22 protein-coding genes are annotated in these 21,926 nt (G+C 53.5%); 8 read left to right on the top strand and 14 right to left on the bottom strand.

The window, feature by feature from the left end; genetic code table 11:
- Nucleotides 1-112: 112 nt before the first annotated feature.
- The 3 genes from HED65_RS12850 to pepA form a co-directional block, all read right to left on the bottom strand.
- Nucleotides 113-2,968: a valine--tRNA ligase gene (locus tag HED65_RS12850; RefSeq protein WP_114978860.1), complete on the bottom strand. Its 2,856-nt coding sequence runs from the start codon at nucleotides 2,966-2,968 to the stop codon at nucleotides 113-115.
- Nucleotides 2,968-3,411 (bottom strand): DNA polymerase III subunit chi, encoded by a 444-nt coding sequence (gene holC, locus HED65_RS12845; RefSeq protein WP_008502815.1) that lies wholly within the window; start codon nucleotides 3,409-3,411, stop codon nucleotides 2,968-2,970. Before holC ends, HED65_RS12850 begins: the two co-directional genes overlap by 1 nt.
- Nucleotides 3,412-3,529: 118 nt before the next feature.
- The gene (gene pepA, locus HED65_RS12840) at nucleotides 3,530-5,041 is read right to left on the bottom strand and encodes a leucyl aminopeptidase (RefSeq protein ID WP_114978859.1); all 1,512 of its coding nucleotides are present in this window, start codon (nucleotides 5,039-5,041) and stop codon (nucleotides 3,530-3,532) included.
- Between the two features lie 267 nt (nucleotides 5,042-5,308).
- On the opposite strand from pepA, the gene lptF reads away from it, so the two are divergent.
- The 5 genes from lptF (at nucleotide 5,309) to mtgA (ending at nucleotide 11,577) form a co-directional block, all read left to right on the top strand.
- Nucleotides 5,309-6,409, top strand: coding sequence for an LPS export ABC transporter permease LptF (lptF, locus tag HED65_RS12835; RefSeq protein ID WP_114978858.1), 1,101 nt, complete (start codon nucleotides 5,309-5,311; stop codon nucleotides 6,407-6,409).
- Nucleotides 6,409-7,491 carry an LPS export ABC transporter permease LptG gene (gene lptG / locus HED65_RS12830; RefSeq protein ID WP_114978857.1) on the top strand — a complete coding sequence of 361 codons (1,083 nt, stop codon included), beginning with the start codon at nucleotides 6,409-6,411 and terminating at the stop codon, nucleotides 7,489-7,491. Before lptF ends, lptG begins: the two co-directional genes overlap by 1 nt.
- Nucleotides 7,492-7,626: 135 nt before the next feature.
- On the top strand, nucleotides 7,627-9,960 hold the full coding sequence (gene arcB / locus HED65_RS12825; protein ID WP_114978856.1) for an aerobic respiration two-component sensor histidine kinase ArcB: 2,334 nt from the start codon (nucleotides 7,627-7,629) through the stop codon (nucleotides 9,958-9,960).
- A gap of 232 nt (nucleotides 9,961-10,192) precedes the next feature.
- Nucleotides 10,193-10,846 (top strand): isoprenoid biosynthesis glyoxalase ElbB, encoded by a 654-nt coding sequence (gene elbB / locus HED65_RS12820; protein ID WP_114978855.1) that lies wholly within the window; start codon nucleotides 10,193-10,195, stop codon nucleotides 10,844-10,846.
- Complete coding sequence (mtgA, locus tag HED65_RS12815) at nucleotides 10,843-11,577, top strand: monofunctional biosynthetic peptidoglycan transglycosylase (protein ID WP_114978854.1); 735 nt, start codon at nucleotides 10,843-10,845, stop codon at nucleotides 11,575-11,577. The genes elbB and mtgA overlap by 4 nt, the downstream gene beginning before the upstream one ends.
- 30 nt (nucleotides 11,578-11,607) lie before the next feature.
- Here mtgA and npr read toward each other — a convergent pair whose 3' ends face one another.
- From npr to HED65_RS12760, 11 genes are all read right to left on the bottom strand, one after another.
- Nucleotides 11,608-11,880, bottom strand: coding sequence for a PTS phosphocarrier protein NPr (npr, locus tag HED65_RS12810; RefSeq protein ID WP_003861872.1), 273 nt, complete (start codon nucleotides 11,878-11,880; stop codon nucleotides 11,608-11,610).
- The gene (gene rapZ, locus HED65_RS12805) at nucleotides 11,877-12,731 is read right to left on the bottom strand and encodes an RNase adapter RapZ (protein WP_047347692.1); all 855 of its coding nucleotides are present in this window, start codon (nucleotides 12,729-12,731) and stop codon (nucleotides 11,877-11,879) included. Before rapZ ends, npr begins: the two co-directional genes overlap by 4 nt.
- A gap of 45 nt (nucleotides 12,732-12,776) precedes the next feature.
- Nucleotides 12,777-13,268, bottom strand: a complete 492-nt coding sequence (gene ptsN, locus HED65_RS12800) for a PTS IIA-like nitrogen regulatory protein PtsN (protein ID WP_063862166.1) — start codon at nucleotides 13,266-13,268, stop codon at nucleotides 12,777-12,779.
- A gap of 82 nt (nucleotides 13,269-13,350) precedes the next feature.
- A complete protein-coding gene (gene hpf, locus HED65_RS12795; RefSeq protein WP_008501444.1) occupies nucleotides 13,351-13,638 on the bottom strand; it encodes a ribosome hibernation promoting factor in 288 nt (95 codons plus the stop codon).
- Nucleotides 13,639-13,660: 22 nt separating this feature from the next.
- Nucleotides 13,661-15,094, bottom strand: a complete 1,434-nt coding sequence (rpoN, locus tag HED65_RS12790; protein ID WP_114978853.1) for an RNA polymerase factor sigma-54 — start codon at nucleotides 15,092-15,094, stop codon at nucleotides 13,661-13,663.
- Nucleotides 15,095-15,141: 47 nt separating this feature from the next.
- Nucleotides 15,142-15,867, bottom strand: coding sequence for an LPS export ABC transporter ATP-binding protein (gene lptB, locus HED65_RS12785; RefSeq protein WP_114978852.1), 726 nt, complete (start codon nucleotides 15,865-15,867; stop codon nucleotides 15,142-15,144).
- Nucleotides 15,868-15,873: 6 nt separating this feature from the next.
- A complete protein-coding gene (gene lptA / locus HED65_RS12780) occupies nucleotides 15,874-16,428 on the bottom strand; it encodes a lipopolysaccharide ABC transporter substrate-binding protein LptA (RefSeq protein ID WP_014885394.1) in 555 nt (184 codons plus the stop codon).
- Nucleotides 16,397-16,972: an LPS export ABC transporter periplasmic protein LptC gene (lptC, locus tag HED65_RS12775; RefSeq protein WP_114978851.1), complete on the bottom strand. Its 576-nt coding sequence runs from the start codon at nucleotides 16,970-16,972 to the stop codon at nucleotides 16,397-16,399. The genes lptA and lptC overlap by 32 nt, the downstream gene beginning before the upstream one ends.
- A complete protein-coding gene (gene kdsC / locus HED65_RS12770; protein WP_114978850.1) occupies nucleotides 16,969-17,535 on the bottom strand; it encodes a 3-deoxy-manno-octulosonate-8-phosphatase KdsC in 567 nt (188 codons plus the stop codon). Before kdsC ends, lptC begins: the two co-directional genes overlap by 4 nt.
- Nucleotides 17,536-17,549: 14 nt before the next feature.
- Nucleotides 17,550-18,536, bottom strand: coding sequence for an arabinose-5-phosphate isomerase KdsD (kdsD, locus tag HED65_RS12765; protein ID WP_025756696.1), 987 nt, complete (start codon nucleotides 18,534-18,536; stop codon nucleotides 17,550-17,552).
- A gap of 13 nt (nucleotides 18,537-18,549) precedes the next feature.
- Nucleotides 18,550-19,527, bottom strand: coding sequence for a calcium/sodium antiporter (locus tag HED65_RS12760; RefSeq protein ID WP_114978849.1), 978 nt, complete (start codon nucleotides 19,525-19,527; stop codon nucleotides 18,550-18,552).
- Between the two features lie 227 nt (nucleotides 19,528-19,754).
- Between HED65_RS12760 and mlaF the strand changes: the two genes are divergently transcribed.
- From mlaF to mlaD, 3 genes are read left to right on the top strand one after another with little or no spacing between them, the layout of a single operon-like run.
- Nucleotides 19,755-20,567 (top strand): phospholipid ABC transporter ATP-binding protein MlaF, encoded by an 813-nt coding sequence (mlaF, locus tag HED65_RS12755; RefSeq protein ID WP_024906354.1) that lies wholly within the window; start codon nucleotides 19,755-19,757, stop codon nucleotides 20,565-20,567.
- 7 nt (nucleotides 20,568-20,574) lie between these two features.
- Entirely contained in the window at nucleotides 20,575-21,357 is a 783-nt protein-coding gene (gene mlaE / locus HED65_RS12750; protein ID WP_010436044.1) for a lipid asymmetry maintenance ABC transporter permease subunit MlaE, read from the top strand.
- 4 nt (nucleotides 21,358-21,361) lie between these two features.
- Nucleotides 21,362-21,910: an outer membrane lipid asymmetry maintenance protein MlaD gene (gene mlaD / locus HED65_RS12745; RefSeq protein WP_114978897.1), complete on the top strand. Its 549-nt coding sequence runs from the start codon at nucleotides 21,362-21,364 to the stop codon at nucleotides 21,908-21,910.
- The last annotated feature ends 16 nt before the right edge of the window (nucleotides 21,911-21,926 follow it).

The raw sequence follows: 21,926 nt of genomic DNA, 5'->3' as shown, positions 1-21,926 counted from the left end.
TTACAAAAATTGACACATAACTGCTGTTAATAGCACCGCAGAAAGGGGAGTGCAAGCGAGGAGTTTTCAGGAAGGTTACCCCTTACGCCCTGAAGCGTAAGGGGTAAAAGCATTACAGGGCGGCAATCACTGCCTGCTGCTCAATCAGTTTGGTCTTCGCATCGGCGAAAGCAACCAGACGCTCACGCTCTTTGGCGATGACCGCTTCCGGCGCGCGGGCCACAAAGCCTTCGTTCGCCAGTTTGCTTTCGATTTTGCCGATTTCCACGTCGACTTTCGCCACTTCTTTCGCCAGACGAGCCAGCTCAGCGTCTTTGTCGACAAGTCCTGCCATCGGGATCAGCAACTCTGCGCCGTCGATGATTTTGGTCACGGATACCGGACCTTTATCATCCGCAGGCAGCACAGTGATGCTTTCAAGACGTGCCATGGTTTTCAGGAAGGTGTTGTTCTCGGTGACACGACGAACAGCAGCTTCACTGCAACCACGCAGCAGCAATTCCAGTGGTTTACCCGGGGCGATGTTCATTTCTGCACGGATGTTACGTACAGCAACGATCGCCTGTTTCAGCCATTCGGTATCAGCCGCTGCGGCTTCATCAACACGGGCTGCATCGAATTCCGGGAACGGCTGGAGCATGATAGTGTCTGCGTTGATACCTGCAATGACCTTCACACGCTGCCAGATGGTTTCGGTGATGAATGGAATGATCGGATGCGCAAGACGCAGCAGACCTTCCAGCACGGTAATCAGCGTATTACGCGTACCGCGCAGTTCCGCTTCCGAACCGCCGTTCATCACTGGCTTCGCCAGCTCCAGATACCAGTCACAGAACTGGTTCCAGGTGAATTCGTACAGGATGCCTGCCGCAATATCGAAGCGGTAGCTGTCCAGCGCTTCGCGGAATGCTTTCACTGTCTGGTTGAATTCCGCCAGGATCCAGCGATCCGCCAGAGACAGGATCATCTCACCGCCGTTAAAGCCGCAATCCTGATCTTCGGTGTTCATCAGCACGAAACGGCTGGCGTTCCACAGCTTGTTACAGAAGTTACGGTAACCTTCCAGACGCTTCATGTCCCAGTTGATGTCACGGCCAGTAGAAGCCAGTGCCGCCAGGGTGAAACGCAGGGCGTCAGTACCGTGAGGCTCGATCCCGTTCGGGAACTGTTTCTCGGTACGCTTGCGGATTTTCTCAGCCAGCTGCGGCTGCATCATATTGCCGGTGCGTTTTTCCAGCAGCTCTTCCAGGGAGATACCGTCGACCATATCCAGCGGGTCAATAACGTTGCCCTTGGATTTCGACATCTTCTGGCCTTCGTCGTCACGGATCAGACCGGTCATGTAAACGGTATGGAACGGAACCTGAGGTTTACCGTCTTCATCTTTGATGAAGTGCATGGTCATCATGATCATGCGGGCAATCCAGAAGAAGATAATGTCGAAGCCGGATACCATCACGCTGGTCGGGTGGAACTGACGCAGTGCGTCGGTGTTTTCTGGCCAGCCGAGGGTGGAGAAGGTCCACAGCGCGGAAGAGAACCAGGTATCCAGCACGTCTTCGTCCTGGCGCAGCGCAACGTCAGCGCTCAGGTTATTTTCCTGACGCACTTCGTCTTCCGTACGGCCAACGTAGACGTTACCTTCGTTGTCGTACCACGCCGGGATACGGTGACCCCACCACAGTTGACGGGAGATACACCAGTCCTGAATGTCACGCATCCAGGAGAAGTACATGTTTTCGTACTGCTTCGGCACGAACTGAATGCTGCCGTTCTCAACCGCTTCAACAGCCGGTTTCGCCAGCACATCAGCACGCACATACCACTGGTCGGTCAGCATTGGCTCGATAACCACGCCACCACGGTCGCCGTACGGCACGGTCAGGTCGTGGGGCTTGATCTCTTCCAGCAGGCCGAGTGCGTCAACGGCAGCCACAATCGCTTTACGCGCGGCAAAACGTTCCATTTTCTGGAATTCTGCCGGGATAGCGTTTGAGTAAACGTCAGTTTCTTCACCTTTGGTATCGTACACTTCTGCGCTTTCACGGATATCACCGTCGAAAGTCAGAATGTTGATCATTGGCAGGGCGTGACGACGACCGACTTCGTAGTCGTTAAAGTCGTGCGCCGGGGTGATTTTCACACAGCCGGTGCCTTTTTCCATGTCGGCGTGTTCATCGCCCACGATCGGAATACGACGGTTAACCAGCGGCAGCACCACAAATTTGCCGATCAGATCTTTATAACGTGGATCTTCCGGGTTAACAGCCACGCCGGTATCACCCAGCAGGGTTTCCGGACGGGTCGTTGCAACCACCAGGTAATCTTTACCATCGGCGGTTTTTGCACCGTCAGCCAGCGGATAGCGGATATGCCACATGGAGCCTTTAGACTCGCGGTTTTCCACTTCCAGGTCAGAAATTGCGGTGCGCAGTTTCGGATCCCAGTTTACCAGGCGTTTGCCACGGTAAATCAGGTCTTCTTTATATAGACGGACGAAGACTTCTTTAACGGCGTTGGACAGGCCTTCATCCATAGTGAAGCGCTCACGCTCCCAGTCCACGGAGTTGCCAAGACGACGCATCTGACGGGTAATGGTGCCGCCAGATTCCGCTTTCCATTGCCAGATTTTGTCGATGAACGCGTCGCGACCGTAGTCGTGGCGAGTTTTACCTTCTTCCGCGGCAATTTTACGTTCAACCACCATCTGGGTCGCGATACCCGCGTGGTCAGTACCCGCTTGCCACAGGGTGTTTTTGCCCTGCATGCGCTGGTAGCGGATCATGGTGTCCATGATGGTCTGCTGGAAAGCATGACCCATATGCAAACTGCCGGTGACGTTCGGCGGCGGGATCATGATGCAGAAGGACTCTTTGCTTTCATCGCCGTTAGGCTTGAAATAGCCCTGCTGTTCCCAGTGCTCGTAAAGCGGCTGTTCGATATCGCGTGGGTTATATGTCTTTTCCATTATTTCCAGGTTGCCGTATTCAGGTTAAAACCAGCCAGGCGGTACGCTTTGTAGCGTTCGCGCGCCAGTTGTTTCAAAGATTCTTCGTAAGGGACAAAGTCTACCACTTCTGTGAAAGCGGTGGCAAAATCTGCAAAATCTATCCGCAGGCTAATCAGAATATCGCGTGCACTGCTGTTGCGCTTTTGCGGCCAGGCAATTTCGACCGGCGCACCGCCGCGCGGACCTTCGCCAGACAGGTTATGCGGCACAAAACTCTCCGGCGGGCGTGCCCACAACGCTTCATCAAGCCGTATAGCCTGCTGTTCATCTTCGCAGGCAATCAAAACGCGCTTGCCTGCTCGCCAACGTTCTGCGGCAATTTCACACACCAGTTGTTCAACAGCGCTAAGGCCATCCTGATGGGTGTCGTTGTCCAGAAGGTAGAACGTTGCATTCTTCATATATGGGGCTTCTTGTCGTGGATTTAAATGCAAAGCCGGGTGGCGCTACGCTTACCCGGCCTACGGTTGAGTGACGTTGTAGGCCGGGTAAGGCGAAGCCGCCACCCGGCGTTTTACATCACTCGTCGCCGTTAAAACCCGCACGGTTCAGCAGGAACTGCGACAGCAGCGCCACCGGACGACCGGTTGCACCTTTGGCTTTACCGGAACGCCATGCGGTGCCCGCGATATCCAGGTGTGCCCAGTTGTACTTGCGGGTGAAGCGTGCCAGGAAGCAGCCTGCGGTGATAGCACCGCCAGGACGGCCGCCGATGTTCGCCATATCCGCAAAGTTAGACTCCAGCTGCTCCTGATACTCATCACCCAACGGCAGACGCCATGCGCGGTCACCGGCTTGCTCTGAGGCACCAATCAGTTCGTGTGCCAGCGGGTTGTGGTTCGACATCAGGCCGGTAATGTGATGACCCAGCGCGATCACGCAGGCACCGGTCAGGGTAGCCACGTCGATGACCGCTTCAGGTTCGAAACGCTCGACGTAGGTCAGCACGTCACACAGCACCAGACGGCCTTCGGCGTCGGTGTTCAGAACTTCAACCGTCTGACCAGACATAGTGGTCAGGACATCACCCGGACGATAAGCGCGACCGCCAGGCATATTTTCGCAGCCTGCCAGTACGCCAATAACGTTAATCGGCAACTGAAGTTCTGCGACCATACGCATCACGCCGTATACGGCTGCTGCGCCGCACATGTCGTATTTCATCTCGTCCATGCCTTCGGCAGGTTTGATCGAGATACCGCCGGAGTCGAAGGTCAGGCCCTTGCCGACGAGCACGATTGGGCGTGCATCTTCAGACGGGTTGCCCTTGTATTCGATGACTGACATCAGGGATTCGTTCTGAGAGCCGTTACCAACGGCCAGATACGAGTGCATCCCCAGCTCTTTCATCTGCTGTTCGCCGATGACGCGAGTGATGACATTCTTACTGTAGGTATCAGCCAGCTGGCGCGCCTGAGAGGCCAGATACGCGGCGTTACAGATATTAGGCGGCATGTTACCGAGATCTTTCGCCGCCTTAATGCCAGCCGCAATCGCCAGACCGTGCTGAATAGCGCGCTCGCCGCTGGTCAGCTCACGACGGGTAGGCACGTTGAAGACCATTTTACGCAGCGGGCGACGCGGCTCGCTTTTATTGGTCTTCAGTTGATCGAAGCTGTACAGGCTCTCTTTTGCTGTTTCGACAGCCTGGCGTACTTTCCAGTAGGTGTTACGGCCTTTGACGTGCAGTTCTGTCAGGAAGCAGACAGCTTCCATTGAACCGGTATCATTCAGCGTATTGATCGTTTTCTGAATCACCTGCTTATACTGGCGTTCATCCAGCTCGCGCTCTTTACCGCAGCCAATCAGCAGAATGCGTTCGGACAGTACGTTCGGAACATGGTGCAGTAACAGCGTCTGCCCAGGTTTGCCTTCCAGTTCGCCACGGCGCAGCAGGGCGCTAATGTAGCCGTCACTGATTTTATCGAGTTGTTCGGCGATCGGGGAGAGTCGGCGTGGTTCAAAGACGCCCACAACGATGCAGGCACTCCGCTGTTTCTCCGGGCTACCGCTTTTTACACTGAACTCCATGCACTACGCTCCTGAATCTTAAAGACAACGGCGGCAGCTACAGATAGAATTGAAAGCTTTCGTAACTCATGTCCGCTGTTGTGGTGACTTCGTGTTAATCTTACGTTATTACGGTTTCGACACGTCAGAAAAAAGTCCTGAAGCGTGAATCCGCCGGGTGTTTTAATCTTAGCGATGATTTCGACGACTCAAGAGAATAAATGACGTTTAAGCCATGAAACAAGCGATTTTCCAGCAAAGAGACGGGTTTTTACGGGCGTATTTAAAGTGATAATCATAAGATATCTGGTGCGGGAGACGCTCAAAAGCCAACTGGCGATCCTCTTCATCCTGCTGCTGATTTTTTTCTGTCAGAAGCTGGTTAAGATCCTCGGTGCGGCCGTTGACGGCGAAATTCCAACGAATCTGGTGCTTTCCCTGCTTGGTTTAGGGATCCCGGAAATGGCGCAGCTTATCCTGCCGCTAAGTCTATTCCTTGGTCTGCTCATGACACTTGGTAAGCTCTACACCGAGAGTGAAATCACGGTGATGCATGCCTGTGGTCTGAGCAAAGCCGTGCTGGTGAAGGCCGCGATGATACTGGCGCTATTCACCGGTATCGTTGCTGCGGTGAATGTGATGTGGGCAGGTCCCATGTCTTCCCGTCATCAGGACGAAGTGCTGGCCGAAGCGAAAGCAAACCCCGGTATGGCAGCGTTAGCCCAGGGGCAGTTCCAGCAGGCGACTGACGGTAACTCCGTGCTGTTTATTGAGAGTGTTGACGGCAGTAAATTCAACGACGTATTTCTGGCGCAGCTGCGTACGAAAGGTAACGCACGTCCGTCGGTGGTCGTCGCCGACTCTGGCCAGCTTGCTCAACGCAAAGATGGTTCGCAAATTGTGACGCTGAATACAGGTACCCGTTTTGAAGGTACCGCGATGCTGCGTGACTTTCGTATTACGGACTTCCAGAACTATCAGGCCATTATCGGTCATCAGACTGTGGCGCTCGATCCATCGGATACCGAGCAAATGGACATGCGTACGCTGTGGAATACCGATACCAACAGAGCGCGGGCTGAGTTCCACTGGCGAATTACTCTCGTCTTCACCGTGTTTATGATGGCATTGATTGTGGTTCCGCTGAGCGTGGTCAACCCTCGCCAGGGACGTGTGCTCTCCATGCTACCGGCGATGCTGCTGTACCTGGTCTACTTCCTGCTGCAAACTTCGATTCGCTCAAACGGTGCTAAGGGTAAGCTGGATCCTATGGTCTGGACCTGGGTCGTCAACAGTTTGTACATCTTACTGGCGCTGGGATTAAACCTGTGGGATACGGTGCCAGTGCGCCGCATACGTGCCCGATTCTCGCGTAAAGGAGCCATCTAATGCAGGCGTTTGGCGTTCTTGATCGCTATATCGGTAAAACCATTTTTACCACCATCATGATGACGTTGTTCATGCTGGTGTCGCTCTCCGGCATTATCAAATTTGTCGATCAGCTGAAAAAAGCAGGGCAGGGGAGCTATGACGCGATGGGCGCGGGGATGTACACCTTACTCAGCGTGCCGAAAGATGTGCAGATCTTCTTCCCGATGGCAGCCCTGTTAGGTGCGCTGCTGGGGCTGGGGATGCTGGCCCAGCGCAGCGAGCTGGTTGTTATGCAGGCATCGGGTTTTACCCGTATGCAGGTTGCGCTGTCGGTAATGAAAACCGCGATCCCTCTGGTGCTGCTGACCATGGCGATTGGCGAATGGGTGGCGCCGCAGGGTGAACAGATGGCGCGTAACTATCGTGCTCAGGCGATGTACGGTGGTTCACTGCTCTCGACGCAGCAAGGATTATGGGCGAAAGATGGTAAAAGCTTCGTCTACATCGAACGTGTAAAAGGTGATGATGAGCTGGGCGGCGTGAGTATCTACTCCTTCAACGACCAGCGCCGTTTGCTGTCAGTCAAACACGCCTCATCGGCGAAGTTTGACCCCGAACATAAGCAGTGGCGTTTGTCACAGGTAGATGAGTCTGACCTGACAAATCCGAAACAGATCACCGGTTCTCAGACGGTATCTGGCACGTGGAAGACGAACCTCACGCCGGATAAGCTCGGGGTTGTGGCACTGGATCCTGATGCGCTTTCTATTAGTGGTTTACATAACTATGTGAAATACCTGAAGTCGAGCGGACAGGATGCCGGACGTTATCAGCTCAACATGTGGAGCAAAATCTTCCAGCCAATGTCTGTGGCGGTGATGATGCTGATGGCGCTGTCGTTTATCTTCGGCCCGCTGCGTAGTGTGCCGATGGGCGTACGCGTCGTAACCGGTATCAGCTTCGGCTTTGTATTCTACGTTCTCGATCAGATCTTCGGCCCGTTGACGCTGGTTTACGGCATCCCGCCGATTATTGGTGCGTTGCTGCCAAGCGCCAGTTTCTTCCTGATCAGCCTCTGGCTACTGCTGAAACGCTCCTGATTGACCTCTCCTCGCTTCCGGCTAACCGGGAGCGAGGCTAATCTCCTGTTTCATCCCGCACTTTTTCTCACAACCTTCAACGCCCCGCCGCGAATTTGAGTATTATTGAGCGATAAAGTCGTGAAGGGATCCTCTATGAAGCAAATTCGAATGCTTGCCCAGTACTACGTCGACCTGATGATGAAGCTCGGGCTGGTGCGTTTCTCCATGCTACTTGCGCTGGCGCTGGTCGTTCTGGCGATTGTCGTGCAGATGGCCGTTACCATGGTTCTTCATGGTCAGGTCGAGAGTATCGACGTCATCCGCTCCATCTTCTTTGGCTTGCTCATTACCCCCTGGGCGGTCTATTTCCTCTCCGTGGTGGTTGAACAACTGGAAGAGTCCCGTCAGCGCTTGTCAAAACTGGTCGATAAACTGGAAGAGATGCGCGAGCGCGACCTGAAGCTCAATGTCCAGCTCAAAGACAACATTGCACAGCTGAACCAGGAGATTTCAGATCGTGAGAAGGCGGAAGCCGAGCGTCAGGCCACGCTGGAGCAGCTTAAAATCGAAATGAAAGAGCGCGAGGTCACGCAGATCCAACTTGAGCAGCAATCCTCTTTCCTGCGTTCGTTCCTCGATGCTTCACCGGATCTGGTTTTCTACCGTAACGAAGACAAAGAATTCTCCGGCTGTAACCGGGCGATGGAGCTGCTGACCGGGAAAAGTGAAAAGCAGCTGATTCACCTGAAACCTCAGGATGTCTATTCTGAGGAGGCGGCGGCCAAGGTCATGGAGACAGATGAAAAAGTTTTCCGCCACAACGTCTCGCTGACCTATGAACAGTGGCTGGATTACCCGGACGGGCGCAAAGCCTGCTTTGAGATCCGTAAAGTGCCGTACTACGACCGCGTCGGGAAACGTCATGGCCTGATGGGCTTTGGTCGCGATATTACCGAGCGTAAGCGCTATCAGGATGCCCTTGAGCGCGCCAGCCGCGATAAGACCACCTTTATCTCCACCATCAGCCACGAACTGCGTACGCCTCTTAATGGCATTGTTGGGCTGAGCCGTATTTTGCTGGACACCGATCTGACCGCGGAACAGGAAAAATACCTCAAAACTATCCATGTCTCGGCGGTCACGCTGGGTAATATCTTCAACGATATTATCGATATGGATAAGATGGAGCGCCGTAAAGTCCAGCTGGATAACCAGCCTGTTGATTTCACCAGTTTCATGGCCGATCTGGAAAACTTGTCCGGTCTGCAGGCGCAGCAGAAAGGGCTGAGTTTTGTTATGGAACCCTCCCTGCCACTGCCGCATAAAGTGGTCACGGACGGTACGCGTCTGCGTCAGATCCTGTGGAACCTTATCAGTAACGCCGTGAAATTTACCCAGAAGGGGCAGGTTGCGGTGCGCATCCGCTATGACGAAAGTGACATGCTGCACTTTGAGGTGGAAGACTCCGGGATTGGTATTCCGCAGGAGGAGCAGGACAAAATTTTCGCGATGTACTACCAGGTGAAAGACAGCAACGGCGGGAAACCCGCCACCGGTACAGGTATTGGCCTGGCGGTATCTAAACGGCTTGCGAAGAGTATGGGCGGGGACATTACGGTAACCAGCCAGGCGGGCAAAGGCTCGACCTTCACGCTGACGGTACATGCGCCAGCGGTGGCTGAAGAGGTTGAGGATACCTTTGAAAACGACGATATGCCGCTGCCAGCGCTGCACGTCCTGTTGGTGGAAGACATCGAGCTGAACGTAATTGTGGCTCGCTCTGTGCTGGAAAAACTGGGTAACAGTGTGGATGTGGCAATGACCGGTAAAGCCGCGCTGGAGATGTTTAAACCGGGCGAATATGACCTCGTTCTGCTGGATATTCAACTGCCGGACATGACCGGGCTGGATATCTCGCGTGAACTGACGAGCAAGTATGCTGCTGATGATCTGCCGCCGTTGGTCGCGCTGACGGCCAACGTGCTGAAAGACAAAAAAGAGTACCTCGATGCCGGTATGGATGATGTGCTCAGTAAACCGCTGGCGGTGCCTGCCCTGACTGCCATGATCAAGAAGTTCTGGGATACCCGTGAAGAAGAGGAGAGCACCATGACGTCTGTTGATAGCGCAAAAGCCCAAACGATACTCGATACCGCGATGCTGGAGCAGTATATCGATCTGGTTGGCCCAAAACTGATTACCGACGGTCTGGCCGTGTTCGAAAAGATGATGCCTGGCTATCTGAGTGTGCTGGAATCAAACCTGACGGCGCGAGACCAGAAGGGCATTGTGGAAGAAGGACATAAAATCAAAGGTGCGGCTGGATCGGTCGGGTTACGCCATCTGCAACAGTTGGGACAACAGATTCAGTCACCTGATTTACCAGCATGGGAAGATAACGTTGGTGATTGGGTCGAAGAGATGAAACAAGAGTGGCAAAACGATGTTGCGGTACTTAAAGCCTGGGTCGATGCCAGAAAAAAATGACCCCGGATTAACCGGGGTGCGCGAATACTGCGCCAACACCAGGGAAATCGTGGCTGCGCCTGTTTTTTAAAGTTATTTTCGAAAGGGCGCCGCCTGAAAAATTTAGGCCGCACGCAGATAAGATAGCAAATCTTAAATGGTTTGTTACATGAATCAGTGAAATGTGTGAAGCATAGCGTTTTAATCAAAATTATTAATGTGCTTCAGCGAGTTGCAGAGAAGGAACGTTATGATGAAAAAGATTGGTATCGTGCTGAGCGGATGCGGTGTTTACGACGGTTCAGAGATACATGAAGCCGTAATTACATTGTTGGCGCTTTCCCGAAACGGAGCTGATGTTGTCTGCTTCGCGCCGGATAAAAGCCAGGCTGATGTGATTAATCATCTGACCGGTGAGCCGATGGCGGAAACTCGTAACGTGCTGATTGAATCGGCACGCATTGTTCGCGGTGATATTCACCCTCTTAATCAGGCTAATGCTTCAGAGCTTGATGGGTTAATTGTGCCTGGCGGGTTTGGGGCAGCGAAAAACCTGAGCAGCTTTGCTTCCCAGGGGGCAGAGTGCCATGTGGATCCGGATTTAAAAGCGCTGTCATGTGCAATGCACGCTGCGGGTAAACCGCAGGGTTTTATCTGTATTGCCCCGGCGATGCTGCCGAAAATTTTTGATTTCCCGTTGCGTCTGACCATTGGGACCGACATTGACACAGCTGAAGTCGTTGAGGATATGGGCGGCGAACATGTGCCGTGTCCTGTCGATGACATTGTGGTGGACGAAGACAATAAAATTATTACCACGCCTGCCTACATGCTGGCGCAGAGTATTGCTGAGGCCGCCACGGGTATTGAAAAGCTGGTGGACAGAGTGCTGGTGCTTACTGAATGAGTCGTAAGTTGAGTCCCGGTGCAGGAATAAAGCGTGTTCTGCTGAGAGTCCTGCTTTTACTGGCTGTCTTCTGGGGCGGCGGGATCGCGTTATTCAGCATCGTACCGGTTCCTTTCTCTGCTGTGATGGTCGAGCGCCAGGTTGGTGCATGGCTTTCCGGAGATTTCCGTTACGTTGCACATTCCGATTGGGTGAGCATGGACGACATCTCACCGTTCATGGGGCTGGCGGTTATTGCGGCGGAGGATCAGAAATTCCCGGAGCACTGGGGGTTTGATGTGGCGGCCATTGAGAAGGCACTTGCCCATAACGAACGCCACGAAAACCGCGTACGCGGTGCGTCAACGCTGTCGCAACAGACGGCCAAAAATCTGTTTCTTTGGGATGGTCGAAGCTGGGTGCGAAAGGGGCTGGAAGCGGGATTGACCCTGGGGATGGAAACGGTCTGGAGTAAACGACGCATTCTGACGGTCTATCTCAATATTGCTGAGTTTGGCGACGGTGTATTTGGCGTGGAAGCTGCTGCGCAGCGTTATTTCAATAAGCCTGCCAGTCGCCTGAGTATGTCAGAAGCGGCACTACTCGCCGCCGTCTTACCAAATCCCATCCGCTTTAAAGCCAGTGCACCGTCAGGGTATGTACGAAGCCGGCAGGCGTGGATTATGCGCCAGATGCGCCAGCTGGGTGGGGAGGGGTTTATGCAGCGTAATAATCTCATGCAGGGCGGGTAAGCGTAGCGCCACCCGCCAAAGGAATGAACGTTAGTCTTCGTCAAAACCGGCGTTAAACAGTGCAATCACCGCCGCCAGCGCTTCCTCTTCCTGGGGGCCGGTGGCTTCAACTTCAATCTGGCGTCCTTTGGCTGAGTCCAGCATCAGCAATGCGATCACGCTGTTCGCCTCCGCTTCGGTGCCTTCATCATTACGCAGCAGAACTTCTGCATCGAACCCCTGCATCAGCTCAAACAGTTTCATCGCCGGGCGTGCATGCATGCCCAGCTTATTGGTGATCTCAACAGTTTGTTTTACGGTCATGTTTTACGTTTTTCCAGCGTGCGATGACGGGACTGAACGTTCTTTCCGCGTGAACGGAAATAATCGGCCAGCTGTTCGGCGATGTAGACCGAACGATGTTTACCGCCGGTACAGCCAATCGCTACAGTCAGGTAGCTACGATTGTTTGTCTCCAGCATAGGTAACCATAGCTCAAGGTAGCTTCGCGTCTGGTAGATAAAATTGTGAACTTCTGTGTGTCTGTCGAGGAAGGCCGCGACGGGTTTATCCAGACCTGTCATTGGACGCAGTTTCGGATCCCAGTGCGGGTTCGGCAGGAAACGTACATCGAAAACATAATCCGCATCAATGGGGATACCGTGTTTAAAGCCGAAGGACTCGAACACCATCGTCAGTTCACGCTCGCGTTTGCCCAACAAACGGGTACGCAGCATTTCCGCCAGCTCATGAACGGACATCTCAGAGGTGTCGACAATCAGGTCAGCACGAGAACGGAGCGGCTCCAGCAGATCGCTCTCTTCGTCGATTGCGCTCTCCAGAGAGAGGTTCTTACTGGAAAGCGGGTGCAAACGGCGGGTATCGCTGTAGCGGCGGATCAGGGTATTACGGTCTGCATCCAGGAACAGCAACTGAGGCGAGAAAGCCTCAGGCAGGTTACTCATTGCCTGTTCAAAGATTTCTGGCGATTCAGGCATATTACGAACGTCGATACTGACGGCGGCAGAGGTTTGTCTTTCCGCAAGCGTGCGAGCCAGATCGGGTAACAACACGACCGGCAGGTTATCTACGCAGTAAAAACCCATGTCCTCCAGCGCACGCAGAGCAACGGATTTCCCCGACCCTGAACGACCACTGACAATCATCAGCACCATGTTCCGTTTCTCCTCAGGACAACAGATGTGAAGGCCATCTCCTGGTTATACATCATCCTGATTGCCTTCTGCTTCAGTGATAATTTGATAGAGCTCTTCATCACTTTGGGCTGAGCGCAGCCGACGGCAAATGGTTTTATCGGCCAGGCGTTTTGCGACCAGAGAAAGCGTATGCAGGTGGGTTTTCGTCTGGTCGGCAGGCACCAGCAGCGCGAAGAGGAGATCGACGGGCTGGTTATCAATGGCATCGAAGGCGATAGGGGTTTCCAGCTGCACAAACACACCGACGGCACGCAAGGTGTCTTCTTCCAGTTTGCCATGCGGGATCGCGATGCCGTTGCCGATGCCGGTACTGCCCATCTTTTCACGGGTCAGGATAGCTTCGAACACCACCTGCGGCGGCAGGCCCAGCTGTTTTGCGGCCAGTTCACTGATGATCTCCAGCGCACGTTTTTTGCTCTGGCAGTGAACTGCACTGCGGGTACATTCCTGGTTAAGGACATTGCTCAATTGAAGAGCGGAATCGTTGTTCATCATAATTTCACCTAAGCGCTAACTGTACAAATGGCCCGTTGTGTTTCACAACAGGCCGTCCTGCACCCGTTAACTGCCCGGACAATTAGTGTTGTTTCAGTTTATCTTTATGTTTATTAAGCTGTCGCGCAAGCTTATCAATCAAGCCGTCGATAGCCGCATACATGTCTTGCCCTTCCGCACTGGCATGGAGTTCACCCCCGTTGACGTGCAGGGTTGCATCCGAGATATGAGTCACTTTCTCCACTTTCAACACAATATAGACCTGATTGATCCTTTCGAAATACTGCTCGAGTTTCGCAAATTTCGCATTCACGAAGTCGCGTAAAGCCTCAGTAATTTCGACGTTTTGTCCAGTGATGTTGAGCTGCATAGTGTCTTCCTTATCGGTTGTGTCAGACCAGCTGTTTACGCTGGTTGGACGGCGGAATGGATAAAGACTCTCGATACTTCGCAACAGTACGACGTGCCACCATAATACCCTGGTCGGACAGCATGGTGGTTAACTTACTGTCACTCAGTGGCTTCGCGGGGTTCTCCGCGGCGATCAACTTCTTCACCAGTGCGCGAATTGCCGTTGACGACGCTTCACCGCCGCCCTCGGTATTAACATGGCTGGAGAAGAAATACTTAAGCTCAAAAATACCGCGTGGACTGTGCAGATACTTCTGCGTGGTGACGCGGGAAATGGTTGATTCATGCATCTCGACGGCCTGGGCGATATCCGCCAGTACCATCGGTTTCATATACTCTTCACCCTGCTCAAAGAAAGCCTGCTGCTGTTCGACAATACAGCGGCTGACGCGGAGCAGCGTATCATTTCGGCTCTCCAGACTTTTGATCAACCATCGCGCTTCCTGCAGATTGCTACGAATATATTGGTTGTCAGAGTCGTTTCGTGCGCTGGTGCACATGGAGGCATACTGCTGGTTGATTTGCAGGCGAGGGATGCTGTCAGAGTTCAGTTCAACGACCCAGCGGCCATTGTGTTTTCTGACCAGTACATCCGGGATCACATACTCAGGTTCGCTGGTCTGGATCGACTGTCCGGGGCGTGGATCGAGCGACTGGATCAGATTAACCGCTTCTTTCAGCACCTCTTCTTTCAGGCGTGTGACGCGCATCAGGGTGCGGAAATCGTGGTTAGCCAACAGATCCAGATGATCGCTGATAATGACACGCGCCTCATCGAGCCATGGCGTCTCTTTGCTGAACTGAGAAAGCTGGATCAGCAGGCAGTCGCGCAGATCTTTTGCCGCCACACCGACCGGATCGAAACGCTGGATACGCTTCAGAACCGCTTCAATCTCTTCAAGTTCAATCTCTTCGTCGCCCATGCTTTCCAGAATATCGTCCAGCGTGACGGTCAAATAGCCCGTGTCGTCAACGGCATCGACAATTGACGTGGCAATCGCGCGGTCGGTATCGGAGAACGGAGTCAGTTCCACCTGCCACATCAGATAATCCTGTAGCGACTGGGTGGTTTCTCCCTGATAGACCGGTAGCTCATCGTCCTGGTAGTCTGCACGCGTACCGGAAGGGGTTCCGGCGGTGTAGATTTCATCCCAGCTGGCATCCAGCGGAAGCTCGTCCGGCATCTCTTTTTGTTCGAGTGCATCAGCGGTATCGAGCGCTTCTGTATCCTGCGATTGCTGGGTATCTACCTCGTCATGAAGATCGGTTTGTTCCAGCAGTGGATTGCTGTCCAGCGCTTGCTGGAGCTCCTGCTGGAGTTCTAACGTGGACAGTTGCAACAGGCGAATTGCCTGCTGTAGCTGCGGCGTCATCGCCAGTTGTTGGCTGAGCCTTAATTGCAAACCTTGCTTCATGTTCAGAGCATTTTTCTCCGGTTCGGCGTTACGTTACCTCTACCCTATCAGAGTCTGAAGTCTTCCCCAAGATAGACGCGCTTAACATGATCATCTTCGAGGATCTGCTGCGGCGTACCGTGGGCGATCAGATTGCCCTGGCTCACAATATAGGCGCGTTCACACACGGCCAGCGTTTCACGCACGTTGTGGTCGGTGATCAGCACGCCAAGCCCGCTGTCACGCAGGTGTTCAATGATACGTTTAATGTCGATAACGGAGATTGGGTCAACACCCGCAAAGGGTTCATCCAGAAGGATAAACTTCGGATTTGCGGCCAGCGCGCGTGCAATCTCAACGCGACGGCGTTCCCCCCCTGACAACGCCTGACCGAGGCTGTCGCGCAGGTGTTCAATGTGGAACTCTTCCATCAGTTCGTTGGCACGATCCTGACGCTGTTCGCTGGTCAGGTCGTCACGAATTTGCAGGACCGCCATCAGGTTATCGTAAACGCTAAGACGGCGGAAAATAGAGGCTTCCTGCGGCAGATAGCCGATTCCGCGGCGCGCGCGCGCGTGCAACGGCAGAAGACTGATATCTTCATCGTCAATAACAATGTTGCCGGCATCGCGCGGCACAATGCCAACGACCATGTAGAAAGTGGTGGTTTTACCCGCACCGTTAGGGCCAAGCAGGCCCACAATTTCGCCGGAGTTGACGGTCAGACTGACATCTTCTACGACACGGCGGCCCTTATAGGCCTTCGCGAGATTTTTTGCAGTTAATGTTGCCATAACGAATTAGTTACTCTTCTTCTGTGCCGGGGCCTGGCCTTTACCTTTGTCCTGCAGCTGCGACGGAACCAGTACGGTGGTTACGCGTTTGCCTTTCTCGCTGGAGGCCTGCATTTTTTGCTCTTTCACCAGATAGGTGATCTTGTCACCGGTGATATTACTATCGAGCTGCTCCAGATAGGCGTTACCGGTCAGGATGACCAGATCCTTCGCCAGTTCATAGTGCATGTGGCTGGCACGACCTTTCACCGGCTTGCCGTTGTCCTGCATCTGGTAGAAGGTTGCCGGGTTGCCGTAGCCATCAATGATCTCTTTGCCCTGTTCACCACCCGGACGGGTAACGACTACTTTGTCGGCATTAATTTTGATGGTGCCCTGGGTCATGACGACATTACCCGTAAAGGTGACGACGTTACCCTGCATATCAAGAGACTGCGTGTCTGACTCGATATGGATCGGCTGGTCGGTATCGCCCGTTACAGCAAGCGCGGGGAGACTGGTCGCCAGCATCGCACTGGCGATAATTACTTTAAGGCTGAGTTTGTTTGTTTTGAATTTCATAGGAGGTTCTAACCTTTTCAATCAGCTCGGCGTTTTTGCTGCGTAAGTTCCCGCGCATTCTTAAACCGCTGGAATTAAATGTTGTGCCATACAGTGTGACCAGATCCTGCGACGTCACATCCTGGGTCACCAGGTTGATCTGGGCATTATCCGTCGTAATTTTTCGCAGTTGCGAGTCAGGCGTCAGAGCGTTGACTTCAACGTGGCCATATAGATAAAGCATACGGTCATTTGTCAGTTTTGCCCGGTCTGACTTGATTGACCACGTCGGGACTTTGTCCTTATCAAACGTCGTCATGACAGGCTGGGTAAACCACGAAATACCGTCATCTGAAAAATATTCAACATGCTGGGCAATCAGGCGATAGTTCAACGCCCCTTCCGGGCTATAGACCACGGTATCGCTGTGATCGCTTTTATAGGTTGGATCGTTATTATTGATCACTTCCGTTTGCGTATCATCGCGATCGGCAAGGTTGACGCCAATCAATACCAGTGCGACAAGCGAAAGCAGAATGATAACCCAACGTCTGGTTTTACTCATATTGATTGCCCTTTGGCCTCATCAAGCTTGCCTTGCGCCAGCAGAAGCAGATCGCAGACTTCACGTACGGCACCACGACCGCCATTGATGTGGGTAACGTAGTCAGCGCGTGGGAGCAACAGCGGATGCGCATCGGCAACAGCGATACTCAGGCCGACCTCAGCCATTACTGGCCAGTCAATCAGGTCATCCCCGACATAAGCCACGTTTTCTGGTGCGATAGCCAGTTTACCCAGTAAATCGTTGAAAGCCGCCATCTTATCGGATTGCCCCTGATACAGATGGGTAATGCCCAACGTTTCACAGCGATCTTCTACCAGTTTAGCTTTTCGCCCGGTGATGATGGCAACCTCGATCCCCGAGGTAAGGGCACAGCGGATACCGTAACCGTCGCGAACGTTAAACGCTTTCAGCTCTTCACCATTATTGCCCATGTAAATCAGGCCATCGGAGAGGACACCATCTACATCCAGGATGAGCAGACGAATATTTTCTGCCTTCGCCATCATATGGGTACTGACCGGACCATAACAGGTTGCAAGGGATGCACCCGCATTACTCATTGTCTTATCCTTCATTACACTACGCCTGCGCGCAGCAGATCATGCATATGTACCACACCCAGCAACTGGTCGCCATCGGCAACCATAACGGAGGTGATATGACGGGACTGCATCAGGTTCAGCACATCCACTGCCAGCGTACCCGGGCGAACACGGATGCCGCCAGGTGTCATCACATCGGCAATGCCAAGCGTGCGGACATCGACACCCATATCAAACACGCGACGCAGGTCCCCATCGGTGAAGATCCCCTGAATTTTCATCAGGTCGTCGCACACGACCGTCATACCCAGGTTCTTGCGGGTGATTTCCAGCAGCGCATCGCGCAGGGAGGCCGCTTTACTGACGTGGGGAATTTCATCCCCGGTGTGCATAATATCGTTAACCCGCAGGAGCAGCTTGCGCCCAAGCGCACCGCCAGGATGAGAAAGTGCGAAATCTTCAGGCGTGAAACCGCGGGCTTCCAGCAGGGCCACGGCAAGCGCATCACCCATGACCAGTGCAGCGGTGGTGCTGGAGGTTGGTGCCAGGCCAAGCGGACAGGCTTCTTTGGGAACCTTAACGCACAGGTGAATATCGGCCGCCCGCGCCATGCTGCTTTCCGGGCGACTGGTCATGCAAATGAGGGGAACCTGCAGTCGCTTCAGTACCGGGATCAGCGCCAGGATCTCATTGGATTCACCGGAGTTTGACAGTGCGATGACGATATCTTGCGGCGTGACCATCCCCAGGTCGCCGTGTGCGGCTTCCCCCGGGTGTACAAAGAAAGAAGAGGTTCCGGTGCTGGCAAACGTCGCTGCCATTTTGCGGCCAATATGACCGGACTTGCCCATCCCCATTACCACGACTTTGCCGGCACAGTAGAATATCTTCTCACATGCCAGACTAAAATCCTGATTAATGTACTGATCTAACTGCGCCAGACCTTCACGTTCAATCTCCAGAACGTCTTTGCCTGCTTTCTGAAAGTCAAAACCCGGCTGCAATTCTATTTGCGACATAATGCGTTTCCGTTTACCCAGAGAGAAGAGGCGAGAGCCAGTACAGCATCGCCATCCATACGATAAATCCACTCGTCAACAGCGCGCCTGCGCCTTTGCCGATCTGGCGTTGCCGCCGCCAGCAGAGCAGGGCAAATATCACGCTGACCAGCAACATCACACCGTAATCGCGTGAGAACGCCAGGGGGTTAAATGGCCCGGGCGTTATGAGGGCCGGCAGACCCATCACAATCGCGATATTAAAAATGTTGGAACCGATGATATTGCCAATAGCAATATCATCTTCACCTTTACGTGCTCCCGCAATGGCTGTAGCCAGCTCCGGCAGACTGGTGCCGATGGCAATGACCGTCAGGCCAATGGTCAGTTCGCTGATGGCAAAATAGTTCGCCAGTACCGTCGCGTTATCGACGACCATGCGAGTTGCCATCGGCATGATGATCAGCGCGACGCCAAGCCAGAGCAGTGCTACAGGCAGCGTGCCTTCCCGTGGGAGTTCGGCGACTTGCTCCCGCGTCAGGCTATCCTGACCCAGCTTTTCAGCCTGGCGGGCGATTTTAACACTATAAAGCAGCCAGATGACGGCCAGCGCCAGCAAGAAAATACCGTCGCTGTAGCTCAGTACGCCATCATAAAATACGCACCCTGCCAGCAGGCTTACGATTAACATTAGCGGCAATTCACGGCGCAGAACATCGGAATGCACGCGAAATGGGTGGAGTAGTGCCGCCAGGCCTAAAATCAGTAATATATTGACGATGTTTGAGCCAATCGCGGTGCCAATAGCCAGGTCTACCTGACCATGCAGCGATGCCGAAACAGAGACGATGATTTCAGGAAGTGAGGTTCCAACACTGACAACGGTCATCCCGATGACAACAGGCGGTACGCCGGTCAGGCGACACAGGATAGATGCAGCAAACACTAAACGGTCAGCACTGTAGACCACCAAAAGTAAACCAATTATTAACAGTGCTGTTGCTAAAAGCATCAAAAGTCCTTTCTTCAGGTATACTCGTCGGTCCATCGCGCGGGAATGGCTGGACTGCATACAGTCTGAGGCGTAACGAATTCCTAATTTTGACTTTATGCGCCGGAAAAGTAAAACAAATGCCAGCTTTCGCTAACCTCAACGGCTATTATTCTGTAAAAATGCTGAGTTTGGGGTTGATTCAGGCTGCATGACTTAACGTGAGCAGGGTAAGAAAGGAACCATAAATGAGCCAAACGATGGCGAATTTAGTCGATGTTCGCGGTGTGAGTTTTTCTCGCGCCAACAGATTGATATTTGATGATATTTCGTTGACCGTACCGCGTGGCAAGATCACTGCCATCATGGGGCCGTCCGGGATCGGTAAAACGACCCTGCTGCGTCTTATTGGTGGGCAGATCCCACCGGATAGCGGTGAAATCCTCTTTGATGGCGAAAACATCCCGGAGATGTCGCGCTCACGCTTGTATACTGTCCGCAAACGCATGAGCATGCTCTTTCAGTCGGGGGCTCTGTTCACCGACATGAACGTCTTTGATAATGTGGCTTATCCGCTACGCGAGCATACCAGCCTGCCGCCTGAACTGCTGAAAAGCACGGTGATGATGAAGCTCGAAGCCGTCGGTCTGCGAGGGGCTGCAAAACTGATGCCTTCGGAACTGTCCGGCGGGATGGCGCGACGCGCTGCACTGGCTCGAGCCATTGCACTAGAACCTGATTTAATCATGTTCGACGAACCGTTTGTCGGACAGGATCCTATCACGATGGGTGTGCTGGTGAAGCTCATCTCTGAGCTGAACAGCGCACTCGGCGTCACCTGCATTGTGGTTTCTCACGATGTACCGGAAGTATTGAGCATTGCCGATTACGCCTATATTGTGGCGGACAAAAAGATCGTCGCACACGGTAGCGCTCAGGCGTTGCAGGAAAATTGCGATCCGCGCGTGCGGCAGTTCCTGGACGGTATTGCAGATGGCCCTGTGCCGTTCCGCTACCCGGCGGGCGACTATCGTGACGATTTACTGGGAATAGGGAGTTAAGCCATTCATGCTGTTAAATGCGTTGGCCGCTCTCGGACACCGTGGCATAAAAACCATCAGGACGTTCGGGCGTGCCGGATTGATGTTATTCAACGCGCTGGTCGGCAAGCCGGAATTTCGCAAGCACGCACCTTTGCTGGTGCGTCAGCTCTATAATGTCGGCGTGCTGTCGATGCTCATCATCATTGTTTCCGGGCTGTTTATCGGTATGGTGCTTGGGCTTCAGGGCTACCTTGTTCTGACAACCTACAGTGCAGAAACCAGCCTCGGAATGCTGGTGGCACTCTCACTGCTGCGTGAACTGGGGCCGGTTGTGGCGGCGCTGTTGTTCGCCGGGCGCGCGGGGTCGGCATTAACGGCTGAAATTGGCCTGATGCGTGCGACCGAGCAGCTTTCCAGCATGGAGATGATGGCGGTCGATCCGCTGCGTCGCGTGATCTCGCCGCGTTTCTGGGCTGGGGTGATTTCGTTACCGTTACTGACTATTCTGTTTGTCGCCGTGGGTATCTGGGGCGGCTCGCTGGTTGGCGTCCACTGGAAAGGCATTGATGCCGGTTTCTTCTGGTCAGCCATGCAGGACGCCATTGATCTGCGAATGGATCTGGTCAACTGTCTGATTAAAAGCGTGGTCTTTGCTATTACGGTCACCTGGATTGCATTGTTCAATGGTTACGATGCCATCCCGACGTCGGCGGGCATTAGCCGTGCAACAACACGTACAGTCGTACATTCGTCGCTGGCCGTACTGGGTCTGGATTTTGTGCTCACCGCACTGATGTTTGGGAATTGAGTTCATGCAAACGAGAAAAAATGAAATTTGGGTCGGCGTGTTCCTGTTACTGGCACTGCTGGCTGCGCTGTTTATCTGCCTGAGAGCGGCGGATATCACATCTGTCCGCACCGAGCCGACATATCGCATTTATGCCACCTTCGATAATATCGGCGGGCTGAAGGCGCGTTCACCGGTACGTATTGGTGGTGTGGTGATCGGCCGTGTGTCGGACATTACGCTTGATGAGAAAACCTATTTGCCGCGCGTGGCGATGGATATTGAAGAGCGCTACAACCATATCCCGGACACCAGCTCGCTTTCTATCCGTACCTCTGGCCTGCTGGGCGAACAATATCTGGCACTGAACGTTGGCTTTGAAGATCCTGAGCTTGGAACGACTATCCTTAAAGACGGTAGCGTTATCCAGGATACCAAGTCCGCGATGGTGCTGGAGGATATGATTGGTCAGTTCCTTTACAGCAGTAAGGGAGATGATAAAAAGTCCGATGCTGCCCCTGCGCAGACTGAAGATCATACCAACGTCGCACCGACATCTGGCACGACGAATTAATTTCAGGAGAAGTCAT

Source organism: Pantoea sp. LS15 (assembly GCF_012241585.1).
Taxonomy (GTDB): Bacteria; Pseudomonadota; Gammaproteobacteria; order Enterobacterales; family Enterobacteriaceae; genus Enterobacter.
Note: the sequence above shows the minus strand (reverse complement) of the source record. Positions and strands in the feature narration are given on the sequence as shown.